This is a genomic window from Streptomyces chartreusis (assembly GCF_008704715.1).
In the GTDB taxonomy this organism is placed as follows: domain Bacteria; phylum Actinomycetota; class Actinomycetes; order Streptomycetales; family Streptomycetaceae; genus Streptomyces; species Streptomyces chartreusis.
Map to the genome: position 1 here is coordinate 7,471,103 of NZ_CP023689.1, position 13,997 is coordinate 7,485,099.

General features: G+C 71.6%; 11 protein-coding genes. 5 read left to right on the forward strand and 6 right to left on the reverse strand.

The window, feature by feature from the left end:
* Window positions 1-30: 30 nt before the first annotated feature.
* From CP983_RS32900 to CP983_RS32910, 3 genes are all read right to left on the reverse strand, one after another.
* Entirely contained in the window at window positions 31-2,313 is a 2,283-nt protein-coding gene (locus CP983_RS32900) for an ABC transporter permease (RefSeq protein WP_107907176.1), read from the reverse strand.
* Window positions 2,314-2,379: 66 nt separating this feature from the next.
* Window positions 2,380-3,180: an ABC transporter ATP-binding protein gene (locus CP983_RS32905; protein WP_373309876.1), complete on the reverse strand. Its 801-nt coding sequence runs from the start codon at window positions 3,178-3,180 to the stop codon at window positions 2,380-2,382.
* Entirely contained in the window at window positions 3,177-3,692 is a 516-nt protein-coding gene (locus CP983_RS32910; protein WP_107907177.1) for a PadR family transcriptional regulator, read from the reverse strand. Before CP983_RS32910 ends, CP983_RS32905 begins: the two co-directional genes overlap by 4 nt.
* Before the next feature lie 125 nt (window positions 3,693-3,817).
* Between CP983_RS32910 and CP983_RS32915 the strand changes: the two genes are divergently transcribed.
* The 5 genes from CP983_RS32915 to CP983_RS32935 all read left to right on the forward strand — a co-directional run bounded on the left by CP983_RS32915 (window position 3,818) and on the right by CP983_RS32935 (window position 10,457).
* A complete protein-coding gene (locus tag CP983_RS32915; RefSeq protein ID WP_107907178.1) occupies window positions 3,818-5,086 on the forward strand; it encodes an ABC transporter substrate-binding protein in 1,269 nt (422 codons plus the stop codon).
* A gap of 159 nt (window positions 5,087-5,245) precedes the next feature.
* The gene (locus tag CP983_RS32920) at window positions 5,246-6,871 is read left to right on the forward strand and encodes a glycoside hydrolase family 13 protein (protein WP_107907179.1); all 1,626 of its coding nucleotides are present in this window, start codon (window positions 5,246-5,248) and stop codon (window positions 6,869-6,871) included.
* Between the two features lie 47 nt (window positions 6,872-6,918).
* On the forward strand, window positions 6,919-8,250 hold the full coding sequence (locus CP983_RS32925) for an ABC transporter substrate-binding protein (RefSeq protein WP_150503642.1): 1,332 nt from the start codon (window positions 6,919-6,921) through the stop codon (window positions 8,248-8,250).
* 6 nt (window positions 8,251-8,256) lie between these two features.
* Window positions 8,257-9,621: an ABC transporter permease subunit gene (locus tag CP983_RS32930; protein WP_150503644.1), complete on the forward strand. Its 1,365-nt coding sequence runs from the start codon at window positions 8,257-8,259 to the stop codon at window positions 9,619-9,621.
* Window positions 9,618-10,457 (forward strand): carbohydrate ABC transporter permease, encoded by an 840-nt coding sequence (locus tag CP983_RS32935; RefSeq protein WP_107907182.1) that lies wholly within the window; start codon window positions 9,618-9,620, stop codon window positions 10,455-10,457. The genes CP983_RS32930 and CP983_RS32935 overlap by 4 nt, the downstream gene beginning before the upstream one ends.
* A 53-nt stretch (window positions 10,458-10,510) precedes the next feature.
* Here CP983_RS32935 and pgl read toward each other — a convergent pair whose 3' ends face one another.
* From pgl to zwf, 3 genes are read right to left on the reverse strand one after another with little or no spacing between them, the layout of a single operon-like run.
* Window positions 10,511-11,293 carry a 6-phosphogluconolactonase gene (pgl, locus tag CP983_RS32940; RefSeq protein WP_107907183.1) on the reverse strand — a complete coding sequence of 261 codons (783 nt, stop codon included), beginning with the start codon at window positions 11,291-11,293 and terminating at the stop codon, window positions 10,511-10,513.
* Complete coding sequence (gene opcA / locus CP983_RS32945; protein WP_150503646.1) at window positions 11,290-12,462, reverse strand: glucose-6-phosphate dehydrogenase assembly protein OpcA; 1,173 nt, start codon at window positions 12,460-12,462, stop codon at window positions 11,290-11,292. The genes pgl and opcA overlap by 4 nt, the downstream gene beginning before the upstream one ends.
* Window positions 12,459-13,997 (reverse strand): glucose-6-phosphate dehydrogenase, encoded by a 1,539-nt coding sequence (gene zwf / locus CP983_RS32950; RefSeq protein ID WP_150503648.1) that lies wholly within the window; start codon window positions 13,995-13,997, stop codon window positions 12,459-12,461. Before zwf ends, opcA begins: the two co-directional genes overlap by 4 nt.

Sequence of the window (13,997 nt, forward strand, 5' to 3'; positions counted from 1 at the left end):
CTCCACGCCCCCGGCCGCCGCGGTCGTCGGTCAGGCGACCGCGCTCAAGGTGTCGGCGAGGCGGCGGCGGGCCGCGCGGGAGGCCGGGACCGCGGCGAGGGCGGCCGCGCCGGTGACCGCCGCGGTGCCGAGCAGGAGCAGCAGAGCGGGGGACGGGCCCTGGGCGATGCCGGCGCCGATACCGCTCGACCGGCCCTGGGTGTCGATCAGCCAGTGCGCGAGGGGTGTGCCCAGGGCCGTGCCGATGACGACCGCGGCCAGGGCGGTGCAGGCGGTGGAGGCGACGGTGATCGCGGTGATCTGGCGGGGCGAGAGGCCGATGGCCTTCAGGGCCAGCAGGTCGCGCTCGCCCTCGCGGACGGTGCCGCCGATCGCGGTCAGCAGCTCGATGAGCCCGATGAGGGCGAGGACGGCGATCAGGCCCACGACGACGCCGCGCAGGGGTGAGAGCCCGTCGGCGGGGTTCGGCACGGCGTGCACGTCCAGGCGTCCCTGCCCGGCGTCGGCCAGCCGGTCGGCGACCTCGGCCGGGTCCGCGCCGGGGCGCAGCCGCAGTTCGTAGAGGGTGGGGCCGAGGCCGGGGTCGTTCTCGCGCAGGGTGTCTAGGGAGGTGGAGATGACCCGGCCGGCGTTCTCCGGTTCGATGCTGCGGCCCACGATGTGCAGGATCTGCGGCTGGTCGCCGACGGTCATCCGCACCCAGTCGCCGACCTGCGCGTTCAGCAGATCCAGCAGCCCCTGACCGGCGACCGCCTCGTCGCGGCCCTGCGCGGCGCGGCCCTCGGCGAGCGCGTACGGGAAGGGGTCCTGGTGGGTGCCGAGGCCGCGCAGGGCGATCGTGGCCGTCTGGCCGGGGACCAGGGCGGCCACCTCGACGCCCGGGTAGGCGGCGGCGACCTGCGGGTCGCGTTCCAGCAGCGTACGGGCGTCCCCGTCGGCCAGTCCGGCCTCGGTGTGGACGCTCAGCGAGGTCGGCAGGCCGATCTGCTCGGGCCGGCTGTCGAAGCGGTCGATGGTGGTCCACGCGCTCATCGCCACCACGATCAGCAGCAGCGGCAGCGCCAGCCGGGCGACCGTGGCCAGCGACCGCGGGCGCCGGTTGAACGCCCGGTGCCAGCCCAGGACCAGCGCGGGCGGCAGCCGCAGCCCGAGCGCCTGCCGGGCCGCGCCCGAGAGCCGCCCGCCCAGCGGAGCCGCACGCCGCGGCACCGGCACCGGCGGCACCCGCCCCGCCCGCCACGCCGCGAGCCCCGTGGTCGCGCCGATGAACAGCACCGCCCCCACCGGCACCGCGAACAGCGCCACCGTGTGCCCGGGCAACCCCTGCCACACGCCGACCGCGTCCCCGAGCCGCCCCGGTATGCGGCTGCCCAGGGCCTGGATGAGGGTGGCCGCGGCCACGGCGCCGAGCAGCGCGAAGGCGAGGTGCTGGAGCACGAAGACCCGGACCACCTGACCCGGGGTGAAGCCGATCGCCTTCAGCACGGAGATGTCCCGCAGATGGCCGCGGATCCGGGTACCGATCGCCCCGTGCACGGCGAGCCCGGCGGCGACCAGCGCGCCGAGGCCGAACAGTCCCAGGACCTGTCCGAGCAGCCGGTTGTCGCCCTGTGCCTCGGCGCGGGCCTGCTTCCAGGTGGAGACCTCGCTGACCGCGCCGGCGCCCAGGACCGTCACGGCGCGCTGGACGGCGTAGTCCGTGTCGTCGGGGTCGGTCAGGCGCAGCCCGATCACCTGGCCGCCCGGGTTGCGCACGGCGGACGGCGGTGCCCAGACGAGGCCCGCCTGCTCGCCCGCCCGGTAGCGGGGCTCGGCGCTGTCGGCGATGCCGAGGACGGTCAGGGACCGGCCGGTGCCGGGCAGCGTGAGGGTGTCGCCGGGGGCGGCCAGCAGGGCGCGGGCCAGCCGGCTCTCCAGGACCACGCCGTCCGGGTTCGCCGGGTCCAGCCAGTGGCCGGAGGTCAGCAGCGGGCGGCCGACGGCGGGGCGCTCGGGTGTGCCGCGCAGCTCGACCGAGGCGCGGGTGCCGCGGGAGGCGAGCGTGGTGGACGCGGTGGGGTAGGGGCCCGCGACGGACTCGACGCCGTCGAGGTCCGCCAGCTTCGCGGAGTCGGCCGCGGCGCCGGTGTGCAGCCATACGTGGGCGCCGCGCGCCTGTGTGAAGACGCGCTGCCAGGGGTTGGTGGCGTAGCCGAAGAGGGCCGTGGCCAGCAGCAGCGAGACGACGATGCCGGCCGTGGCCAGCACGAGGAACAGGGCCTCGCCGCGGTGCGTACGCAGATCGGAGTGCGCCCAGCGCAGGGTGGCTCGCACGGGCCTCAGCCCCTCGGCCCGGCGGCAGGGAGAAGATCGTGGGAGAAGTGCTCGTAGACCCGCATCTCAGTCCCTGAGCTCCAGCTCCAGCACGCCCGAGGTGCCGGCGCGGCGCGGCGGTGGGCCGGCGTCCAGTTCGGCGTCGTCGGCTATTCGGCCGTCGAAGAAGCTGATCACCCGGTCCGCGGCGCTCGCCAGCCGGGCGTCATGCGTGACCAGCACGATCGTCTGGCCCCGCTGGTGGAAGCGGGACAGCAGCCGCATCACCTCGCGGGTGCCCTTGCTGTCCAGGCTGCCGGCGGGTTCGTCGGCCAGCAGCAGCGGCGGCCGGTTCACCAGTGCCCGGGCCAGCGCCACGCGCTGCTGCTCACCGCCGGACAGCTCGCCCGGCATGCTGCGCTCCTTGCCGGTGAGCCCCAGCTCGGCCAGCAGCTCCGTGCGCTCGGCACGGGCCCGCTTCGGCGGTACCCCGGCCAGCAGCGCGGGCAGCTCGACGTTGTCGGCGACGGAGAGGTTGGAGACCAGGTTGAAGAACTGGAAGACGATCCCGATGCGCTTCCTGCGCTCCACCGACCAGCGGGCCTCGCTCCAGCGGTCCGCGCACTCGCCGTCCAGCCAGATGCCGCCGCTGTCCGGCCGCTGCAACCCGCCCAGCAGATGCAACAGGGTCGACTTGCCGGCACCGGACGGACCGGTGACGGCCACGAACTCGCCGCGCCGGACGGAGAGATCCACACCGCGCACGGCATGCGCCGGAGCGCCCTCGCCGTGGTGCGTCTTGACGAGGGCCTCGGCGCGCAGCGCGGGACGCTCGTCGGCCTGTGTGGGACCGTCGGCGCGCAGCACGGGAGCGGAATCGTCGCTCACTCCAGCTCCTCCAGCTCTTCCTGGCACCGCTCCAGCCAGTCGAGGTCGGCCTGAAGGTGCAGCATCGCGCCCTCGATCAGCAGATGGGCGATGCGGTTGTCGCGGTCTTCGGCGGCGGCCAGCTTCGACAGTTGACGCATGGTGTTCAGGTACTGACGCCGTTGCTTGTTGATGAGGGCGATCTGGTCGGCGAGACCGGTCTGCGGGGCGACGGCCAGCTTCATGAAGAACTCGTCCCGCACCCGCGGCTCGTCCTCGGTCTCCTCGAACCAGGCGCGCAGCGCCTCACGCCCGGCGTCGGTGAGGTGGTAGACCTTCTTGTTGGGCCGGCTCGACTGTTCGACGTCCTCGCCCTCTATCAGTCCCGATTTCTCGAGACGGCCGAGGGTCACATAGATCTGGCCGACGTTCGGCTGAGGGTACGCGGAGCCCAGCAGTACCTCAAGGTCCTGCTTGAGCTCGTATCCGTGCGCCGGGCCGCGCGCCAGCAGGGCCAGGAGGGGCAGCCGCACTCGTGCTCTCCTCCCATATCCCGAGTAATGTGCCGCAGGCCCTAGTATCGCGCATACCTAACAGGTATACATGGCCTCTGACTCCGGACGAAGACGCCCGGTGCCAGGTGTACAGGGAGGAACCTATGCGGTGGATCCACGCCGCGGGTAGGGGCCTTCTCGTCCTCGTCGTGATCCTGACCGGCTATGTCGCCTCCGGCGCCCGTGCCGACGAGGGTCCCGCGGGCGGCAGAGGGCCGTTGACCCTCGCCACCGCCGGAGACCTCACCGGCTATCTCGGCTCCGTGCTGGAGGGCTGGAACCGCACTCACCCCGGCGAGAAGGTCACCCTCGTCGAGCTGCCCGACTCCGCCGACGAGACCCACGCGCAGATGACCACCGATCTGCGCGGCGGCGACCGCAGCCGCTTCGACATCCTGAACATCGACGTCAACTGGACCTCGGAGTTCGCGGCGCACGGCTGGATCCGCCCCCTCGCCCGCGACCGCTTCCCGCTGGACACCTTCCTGCCACCGGTCGTGGACACGGCGACCTACGACGGACAGCTGTACGCGGTCCCGTACGTCACCAACGCCGGCCTGCTCCTCTATCGCAAGGACATCCTCGCCAAGGAGGGCCTCGACCCGCCGCGCACCTGGGCCGAGCTGGAGAAACAGGCGAAGACCGTCGCCCCGAAGTACGGCCTCGACGGCTACGCGGGCCAGTTCCTGCCGTACGAGGGCCTTACCGTGAACGCCGCCGAGGCCGTCTACTCGGCGGGCGGTTCGATCCTCGGCGACGAGGGCGAGCGGGTCACCGTCAACTCGATGGCGGCCCGTGACGGCATCGACTTCCTCGCCCGGGGTGTGCGCGAGGGCTGGATCCCGAAACAGGCGCTCACCTACAAGGAGGAGGAGTCCAAGCGGGCCTTCCAGGACGGGCGCCTGCTGTTCCTCCGCAACTGGCCGTACGCCTACGTCGGCGCGTCGGCCGCGGGGTCGCCGGTCGCCGGGAAGATCGGCGCCGTACCGCTGCCGGGGCCGGACGGGCCCGGGACCAGTGTGCTGGGCGGCTCCAACCTGGCCGTCAGCACGCATGCCCGGCACCCCGACTCCGCCGCGCGGCTGCTCGCGTATCTGACCAGCGAGCGCGTCCAGCGGCAGGTCCTCACGCGTGGCGCGCTGCCGCCCGTGCGGGCCGACCTGTACGAGGATCCGGCGCTGGTGCGGGAGTTCCCGTATCTGCCGACCCTGCGCGAGAGCGTGCGCACGGCCGCGCCGCGACCCAAGAGCCCGCGCTACGACCAGGTGAGCCTGGTGGTGCAGGCGATCGTGCACGACGCGATGACCGGGCGCGAGACGCCCGAGGCCGCGGTGCGCCGGCTGGCGCGCGAGCTCGACGCCGTCGCGCGCTGAGCAGTCATTCGCTCCGTGGAGTAGTTACCTGTTAGGTAACGGCAACATCTCATCCCCTTTCATGGTGCCCTTGTATGTCCTGGTTTGCCAGGTCAACTGTTCGGTAGCTTGTGTCCAGTTCATTGACACCCTCCGGAAACGGCTACTTAACATGCATGCATGCTGAGTAAGTACCACTGGTGGCGTGACGCGGTGATCTACCAGGTCTACGTCCGCAGCTTCCTCGACAGCACCGGCGACGGTGTCGGCGACCTCGCAGGGGTCCGCGCGGGGCTGCCCTACCTCAAGAAGCTCGGGGTCGACGGGATCTGGCTGAGCCCCTTCTATCCCTCCCCGCAGCACGACCACGGCTACGACGTGGCCGACTACTGCGACGTCGACCCGCTCTTCGGCGACCTCGCCGAGTTCGACCTGCTGGTCGCCGCGGCCCGGCGCCTCGGGATCAAGGTGCTTCTCGACATCGTCCCCAACCACTGCTCCAGCGAGCACCGGTGGTTCGAGGAGGCGCTGGTCGCCGAGCCCGGCAGCAAGGCCCGCGCCCGCTTCCACTTCGCCGACGGCCGTGGCGCCGACGGCTCCGAGCCGCCCAACAACTGGCACGCGATGTTCGGCGGCCCGGCGTGGAGCCGGGTGACCGAGGCGGACGGGCAGGCCGGCCAGTGGTACCTGCACATGTTCACGCCCGAGCAGCCCGACTGGAACTGGCGCAACCCCGAGGTCGGCGCCGAGTTCGACCGCGTCCTGCGGTTCTGGCTGGACCGCGGTGTCGACGGCTTCCGCATCGACGTCGCCGCCGGACTCTTCAAGCACCCGGAACTGCCCGACTCCGACGACCCGGAGGCCGACGCCCGCACCCGCGACTCGGTCAACCCGCTCGCCTGGAACCAGCCCGAGGTGCACGCGGTGTGGCGCCAGTGGCGCTCCATATGCGAGGAGTACACCGCCCGCGACGGCCAGGAACGGCTCCTCGTCGGCGAGGTCTCCGTCCCGACCGCCCGCGAGCACGCCTTGTACGTCCGCTCCGACGAACTCCACCAGGCGTTCTTCTTCGACCTGCTCAGCGCGCCCTGGGAGGCCGACGCCTTCCGCAAGGTCATCTCCGAGGCCATGCAGGACATCGCCGGCACGGGCTCGACGGTCACCTGGGTCCTCAACAACCACGACCAGGTCCGCACCGTCACCCGCTACGGCGAGCCCGCCACCGGGGGCAGCGGCCTCGGCGCCGCCCGCGCCCGCGCCGCCGCGCTGCTGATGCTGGCGCTGCCCGGAGCCGCGTACATCTACCAGGGCGAGGAGCTGGGGCTGCCCGAGGTCGTCGATCTGCCCGACGACGTGCTCACCGACCCGATCTTCCGCCGCACCGGCAGCCGGGCGCGGATCCGCGACGGCTGCCGGGTGCCGCTGCCGTGGTCGGGACAGGCCTCGCCCTTCGGCTTCACCTCCGGCGCGGAGAGCGCCAAGCCCTGGCTGCCGCAGCCGGAGTACTTCGCCGAGTACGCCACCGACCGCGCGCTGGCCGACACCCGCTCCTTCTGGCACCTCTACCGCGACGGTCTCCAACTGCGCGCCGGACTCCCGCAGTTGGGCGAGGGCTCGCTGCGCTGGCTGGACAGCCCGCCCGGCGTCCTGGCCTTCGAGCGCGGCGACGGCGTGGTCTGCGCCGTCAACTTCGGCACGGCGGCCACCGCCGCGCCCGTCTCCGGCACCCCCCTGCTGTCCAGCGGTCCCTGCCCCGCCGGCGTACTGCCCGGCTCCACCGCCGCCTGGTGGATCAACGACCGCTGACTTCTCCCGACCTCCGTCAACTCCCCATCCCCGAAGGGACATCAACGATGATGCGACGACGTACCACCCTGCTCACCGGCTGCACCGCTCTCGTCCTGGCGCTCGGCGCGACCGCCTGCGGCGGCGGCGACGTCTCCGCCGGCGGCGGCGACAAGGCACTCAACGGCCAGACGGTCAACGTGGCCGGTGTCTGGTCCGGCAGCGAGCAGAAGAACTTCCAGAAGGTGCTGGACGCCTTCAGCGAGAAGACCGGCGCCAAGACCCAGTTCACCTCCACCGGCGACAACGTCTCCACCGTCGTCGGCAGCAAGATCGAGGGCGGCAACGCCCCCGACGTGGTGATGGTCCCGCAGGTCGGCGTCCTGAAGCAGTTCGCGCAGAACGGCTGGCTCAAGCCGCTGTCCGGCGCCGCCCAGAAGTCCGTCGACGGCAACTTCGCCCCCGTGTGGAAGAACTACGGCAGCGTCGACGGCACCCTCTACGGCCTCTACTTCAAGGCCGCCCACAAGTCGACCGTCTGGTACAGCCCCGAGGCCCTCACGCAGGCCGGCGTCGAGGCGCCGAAGACGTACGACGACATGCTGAAGGCCGGACAGACCGTCTCCGACTCCGGCCTCGCCGCCTTCTCGGTCGCCGGACAGGACGGCTGGACCCTGACCGACTGGTTCGAGAACGTCTACCTCTCCCAGGCCGGACCCGAGAAGTACGACGCCCTCGCCGCGCACGAGCTGAAGTGGACCGACGCGTCCGTGGTCGAGGCGCTCACCACCCTCGGCAAGCTTTTCAAGGACAAGCAGCTGATAGCGGGCGGCCAGAAGGGCGCCCTCAACACCGACTTCCCCGGCTCGGTGGAGAAGGTGTTCGGGCCGAAGCCCGAGGCGGGCATGGTCTACGAGGGCGACTTCGTCGCGGGCGTCGCCAAGGACCAGTTCGGCAAGAAGATCGGCGAGGACGCGAACTTCTTCCCGTTCCCGGCGGTCGGCGGCGGCAAGGCGCCCGTGGTCAGCGGCGGTGACGCGGCCGTCGTCCTGAAGGACGGCAAGAACCAGAAGGCCGGCATGGCGCTCCTGGAGTACCTGGCGACGCCGGAGGCCGCGGCGGTCTGGGCGGAGGCCGGCGGCTTCCTCTCCCCGAACAAGAACGTCGACCTCGCCTCGTACGGCGACGACGTCACCCGCGCGACCGCCAAGTCCCTCGTCTCCGCGGGCGACTCGGTCCGCTTCGACATGTCCGACCAGGCCCCGGCGGCGTTCGGCGGCACCAAGGGCGCGGGCGAGTGGAAGCTCCTCCAGGACTTCCTGCGCGACCCGTCCGACCCGAAGGGGACCGCGGCGAAGCTGGAGGCCGCGGCGGCCAAGGCGTACGAGGGCCAGGGCTGACCTGACATGACCGCCACTCTCGTCACGGAGGCGAGCCGGGGGGCCGCCGCGAGCCCCGGCAAGGAACGTGCCCGGCGCTCGCGGCGGCGGGCGCGGATCGTCGCCCTCCTCTTCGTCTTCCCCGCGCTGCTGCTGCTCGGCGCGCTGGTCGTGTATCCGGTGCTGTTCTCGATCGGCCGCAGCTTCTTCGACGCCTCAGGCACCCGCTTCGTCGGCGGCGAGAACTACACCGAGATGTTCCGCGACCCCGCCACCCTCAAGGCGATCCGCAACACCACGATCTGGGTCGTGGTGGCCCCGGCCCTGCTCACCGGCCTCGGTCTGATCCTGGCCGTGCTGGTGGAGAAGGTCCGCTGGGCGACGGCGTTCAAGCTGCTGCTGTTCATGCCGATGGCCGTGTCCTTCCTCGCCGCCGGCATCATCTTCCGCCTCGCCTACGACGAGGACCCCGACAAGGGCGTGCTGAACGCCGCCGCCGTCTCCGTGCACGACGCCTTCCAGGGCACGTCGACCTATCCGACGGCCCGGGCACGCGACGGACAGGGACTGACCAAGGACCCGGACGGCTCGTACCGCACCAGCACGAGCGTGTCCCCGGGTGACGCGCTCACGCTCGGACTGGTCGGTGTCCTGCCCGACGACCTGCCCAGCGGCACCGAACCGGCGTTCACCGCGGCGGGGCAGAAGGCGGGCCCCGGTGAGCTGCGCGGTGTCGTGTACCTCGACTTCACGCCCGGCGGGGGAGGGGAGCAGGGCAAGGTCGACCGGCGCGAGAACGGGCTGCCGGAGATGACGGTCGAGGCCTCGCGGGCCGGGAAGACCGTCGCCACGGCGACCACCGCGTCCGACGGCTCCTTCCGCTTCGAGGGGCTGGACGACGGCTCGTACACGGTGAAGCTGCCGGCGTCGAACTTCGCCGCCCCCTACGAGGGCATCTCCTGGCTCGGGCCGACGCTCGTCACACCGGCGATCATCGGGGCGTACCTGTGGATCTGGACCGGCTTCGCGATGGTCCTGATCGGCGCGGGCCTCGCGGCCCTGCCCCGGGACGCGCTGGAGGCTGCGCGGATGGACGGGGCGAACGAGTGGCAGATCTTCCGGAAGATCACGGTGCCGCTGCTGGCACCGGTGCTGACGGTCGTCTTCGTCACCTTGGTCATCAACGTGATGAAGGTGTTCGACCTCGTCTACATCATCGCGCCCGGTCCCGTGCAGGAGGACGCGACCGTGCTCGCGACGCAGATGTGGCTGGTGTCGTTCGGCGGCGGCAACAACCAGGGGCTGGGCAGCGCGCTCGGCGTCCTGCTTCTGCTGCTCGTCATTCCGGCGATGGTCTTCAACGTCCGCCGCTTCCGAAGGAGTCAGCGATGAACGCGGTCAGGCGGGGCCTGGGCAACTCACTGGTCCAGGCGTTCCTCGTGGTGATCGGGCTGGTGTGGCTGACGCCGCTGGCCGGGTTGTTCCTCTCCTCCCTGCGGTCCGCCGAGGAGACGGCGAGCGGCGGCTGGTGGACGGTGTTCACCAGCCCCGGCCAGCTGTCCTTCGACAACTACTCGGCGCTGCTGGGGAACGCCGGCATCAGCCAGGCCTTCTGGAACACCGTGCTGATCTCGGTGCCGACGACCCTGCTGGTGGTCGTCCTCGCGGCCCTCGCCGGATACGCCTTCGCCTGGCTGGACTTCCCCGGCCGCGAGGCGCTCTTCCTTCTCGTGGTGGCGCTGCTCGTGGTGCCCGTGCAGATCGGCCTGCTCCCGGTGGCCAAACTCTTCGGCCAGCTGGGGCTGTTCGGCACGATCCCCGGCGTGGTCCTCTTCCACGTGGCGTACGGGCTGCCGTTCGCGGTGTTCCTGCTGCGGAACTACTTCGCCGAGATGCCGAAGGAGATGCTGGAGGCGGCGCGGATGGACGGCGGCAGCGAGTGGCGGATCTTCACCCGCCTGGTGCTGCCCGTCGGACGCCCGGCGATCGCCTCGCTGGCCATCTTCCAGTTCCTGTGGGTGTGGAACGACATGCTGGTGGCCCTGCTCTTCGCCGACAGCTCCGCACAGCCGCTGACCGTGGAACTCCAGTCCCAGATACGGCAGTTCGGCAGCAACATCGACGTCCTCGCACCCGGCGCGTTCGTCTCCCTGGTGGTGCCGGTGGTCGTGTTCTTCGCCTTCCAGCGGCACTTCGTGCAGGGAGTCATGGCGGGCTCGGTCAAGTAGCGCACATGTCTCGGGCCCTCACTTCGCGGTGAAGTGAGGGCCCGAAACGGCGTTCAGGGTGACGCCGGTGGATACAGCGACCTCGGCAGCTGTGAAGCCGCCGCCGAGTCCAGGAGCCACAGGGTCCTGGAACGGCCGCGGGCGCCCGCCGCCGGGGCCTGGATCTCGCCCGCGCCCGACAGGGCGATCGCCGCGGCCTGGGCCTTGTCCTCGCCCGCCGCCAGCAGCCACACCTCACGCGCCGCGCGGATCGCGGGAAGCGTGAGGGTGACACGGGTCGGCGGGGGCTTCGGGGCGCCGTGCACTCCGACGACCGTGCGCTGGGTCTCCCGTACCGCGGGCAGCTCCGGGAACAGGGAGGCCACGTGGGTGTCGGGGCCCACGCCCAGCATCAGGACGTCGAAGGTGGGGACCGCCCCGTGGTTCTCCGGGCCGGCCGCCCTGGCCAGTTCCTCCGCGTAGGCGGCGGCCGCCGCCTCCACGTCCGAGCCGAACGGGCCGTCCGAGGCGGGCATGGCGTGCACCCGCTTCGGGTCCAGCGGCACCGCGTCCAGCAGGGCCTCGCGGGCCTGCGTGACATTGCGGTCGGGGTCGCCCTCGGCGAGGAAGCGCTCGTCGCCCCACCACAGGTCGAGACGGCCCCAGTCGACGGCGTCCCGCGCGGGGGCCGCCGCCAGCGCGGCCAGCAGGCCGTTGCCGTTGCGGCCGCCCGTGAGGACCACGGACGCCGAGCCCCGGGAGGCCTGCGCGTCCACGATCTTCGTGATCAGGCGGGCCGCCGCGGCCTGGGCCATCAGCTCCTTGTCGTGGTGCACGACGAGCTGCGGAGTACTCACTTCGCCGCCGCCTTCTTCGTGCCCTGCGCCGTCACTTCCTGCGCCGACGCTTCTTTCCCGGATGCTTGCGCAGCTGCCTGGGCGGGCTGTCCGGCCGGTTCTCCTTTGGCCGGAGACGCCCCCTCGGCCTGCGTCTCCCGAGCCGCCGGCTCACCGACCCGGGCCACTGCGGCCTGGGCCAGTGCCACGGCCTGCTCCGCCTTGGCCACGGCCGCCTCGGCGCCCCTGACCGAGGAGACCGGCATCGAGTTCAGCCGCTCCACGCCGAAGCGCAGCGCCGAGGCGTAGGTGTCGTCCGGGTCGAGCCGGCGCAGCTCCTCCGCGATCAGCTCGGCCGTCTCGCGCCGCTTCAGCGCCACGGCACGGTCCGGCTGGCCCTGGATGGAGAGGGTCGCGAGCGAGCCGTCCGCCCGGTCGAGCACGATCGGGCCGCAGTCGGTGTCCATGCGGACCGCCGTCAGACCGGGGCCCGACGACAGCGACCGCTTCACGGGGACGTCCAGCCGGTCCGCGAGCCACATCGCCAGCAGCTCACAGCTCGGGTTGAACTCCTCGCCCTCCACCTCGACGGCCTTCACCTCGCAGACCACCTGGTCCAGAGCCGCCGCGAGCATCGAGCGCCACGGCGTGATCCGGGTCCAGGACAGGTCGGTGTCGCCCGGGGTGTAGGCGTCGGCGCGGGACGACAGCTCCCGCACCGGCTGCTCCGAGGCGTAGGTGTCGGTCACCCGGCGCTGGGCCAGCGCGCCCAGCGGGTCGTTCGCCGGGTCGAGCGGCGCGTTCACCGGCCACCAGACCACCACCGGGGCGTCCGGCAGCAGCAGGGGGAGGACGACGGACTGGGCGTGTTCGGACACCTCGCCGTACAGCCGCAGGATCACCGTCTCACCGGTGCCCGCGTCCGCGCCCACCCGCACCTCGGCGTCCAGCCGGGACGCCGTACGGTCGCGGGGCGAGCGCGAGACCCGCTTGATGACCACCAGCGTGCGCGAGGGGTGCTCGCGCGAGGCGTCGCTGGCGGCCTTGAGCGCGTCGTACGCGTTCTCCTCGTCCGTGACGATGACCAGCGTGAGCACCATGCCCACGGCCGGCGTGCCGATGGCCCGCCGCCCCTGCACCAGCGCCTTGTTGATCTTGCTGGCCGTGGTGTCCGTGAGGTCTATCTTCATGGCCGGCGCCAGCTCCGTCCCTCTCGTGCGAGCATTTCGTCCGCCTCGACGGGCCCCCAGGTACCGGACGGGTACTGGGCGGGCTTGCCGTGCGTGTCCCAGTGCCGCTCGATCGGGTCGAGGATCTTCCAGGACAGCTCGACCTCCTCGGTGCGCGGGAAGAGGTTGGAGTCGCCGAGCAGGACGTCGAGGATCAGTCGCTCGTACGCCTCGGGCGAGGACTCCGTGAAGGACTCGCCGTAGGCGAAGTCCATCGACACGTCCCGGATCTCCATGGAGGTGCCGGGCACCTTGGAGCCGAAGCGGACCGTGACGCCCTCGTCGGGCTGGACGCGGATCACGATCGCGTTCTGGCCCAGCTCCTCGGTGGCCGTCGTGTCGAACGGGGAGTGCGGTGCCCGCTGGAAGACGACCGCGATCTCCGTGACGCGCCGGCCGAGCCGCTTGCCGGTGCGCAGATAGAAGGGGACACCCGCCCAGCGGCGGTTGTCGATCGACAGCTTGACCGCGGCGTAGGTGTCGGTCTTCGACTTGGGGTCGATGCCCTCCTCCTGGAGGTAGCCGACCGCCTTCTCGCCGCCCTGCCAGCCCTCCGCGTACTGCCCGAAGACGGTGTCGCGGCCCAGGTCCTTCGGCAGCCGTACGGCACCGAGCACCTTGGTCTTCTCGGCGGCCAGCGCGTCCGCGTCGAAGGAGGCGGGCTCTTCCATGGCCGTCAGGGCCATCAGCTGCAGGAGGTGGTTCTGGATCACGTCCCGGGCGGCGCCGATGCCGTCGTAGTACCCGGCCCGGCCGCCGATGCCGATGTCCTCGGCCATGGTGATCTGCACGTGGTCCACGAAGGACCGGTTCCAGATCGGCTCGAACATCGTGTTGGCGAAGCGCAGCGCCAGGATGTTCTGGACGGTCTCCTTGCCCAGGTAGTGGTCGATGCGGAAGACCTGGTCCGGGGCGAAGACCTCGTGCACGACCTTGTTGAGCTCCTCGGCGGAGGCCAGGTCGTGGCCGAACGGCTTCTCGATGACCGCGCGGCGCCAGGAGTTCGACGTCTGGTCGGCGAGGCCGTGCTTCTTCAGCTGCTGGATGACCACCGGGAACGAGCGCGGCGGCACCGACAGGTAGAAGGCGAAGTTGCCGCCCGTGCCCTGGGCCTTGTCCAGCTCGTCGATGGTGGCGCGCAGCCGCTCGAAGGCGTCGTCGTCGTCGAAGGTGCCCTGCACGAAGCGCATCCCCTGGATGAGCTGCTGCCAGACCTCCTCGCGGAACGGCGTGCGGGCGTGTGCCTTGACCGCGTCGTGGACCTCCTGCGCGAAGTCCTCGTTGGCCCACTCGCGGCGGGCGAAGCCGACCAGCGAGAAGCCCGGCGGCAGCAGACCCCGGTTGGCGAGGTCGTACACGGCGGGCATGAGCTTTTTCCGTGACAAATCGCCCGTAACGCCGAAGATCACCAGGCCCGACGGCCCCGCGATGCGCGGGAGCCGTCGGTCGGCGGCGTCACGAAGCGGGTTCGCTTCAGTGACGTTGAAGGGTGGCAA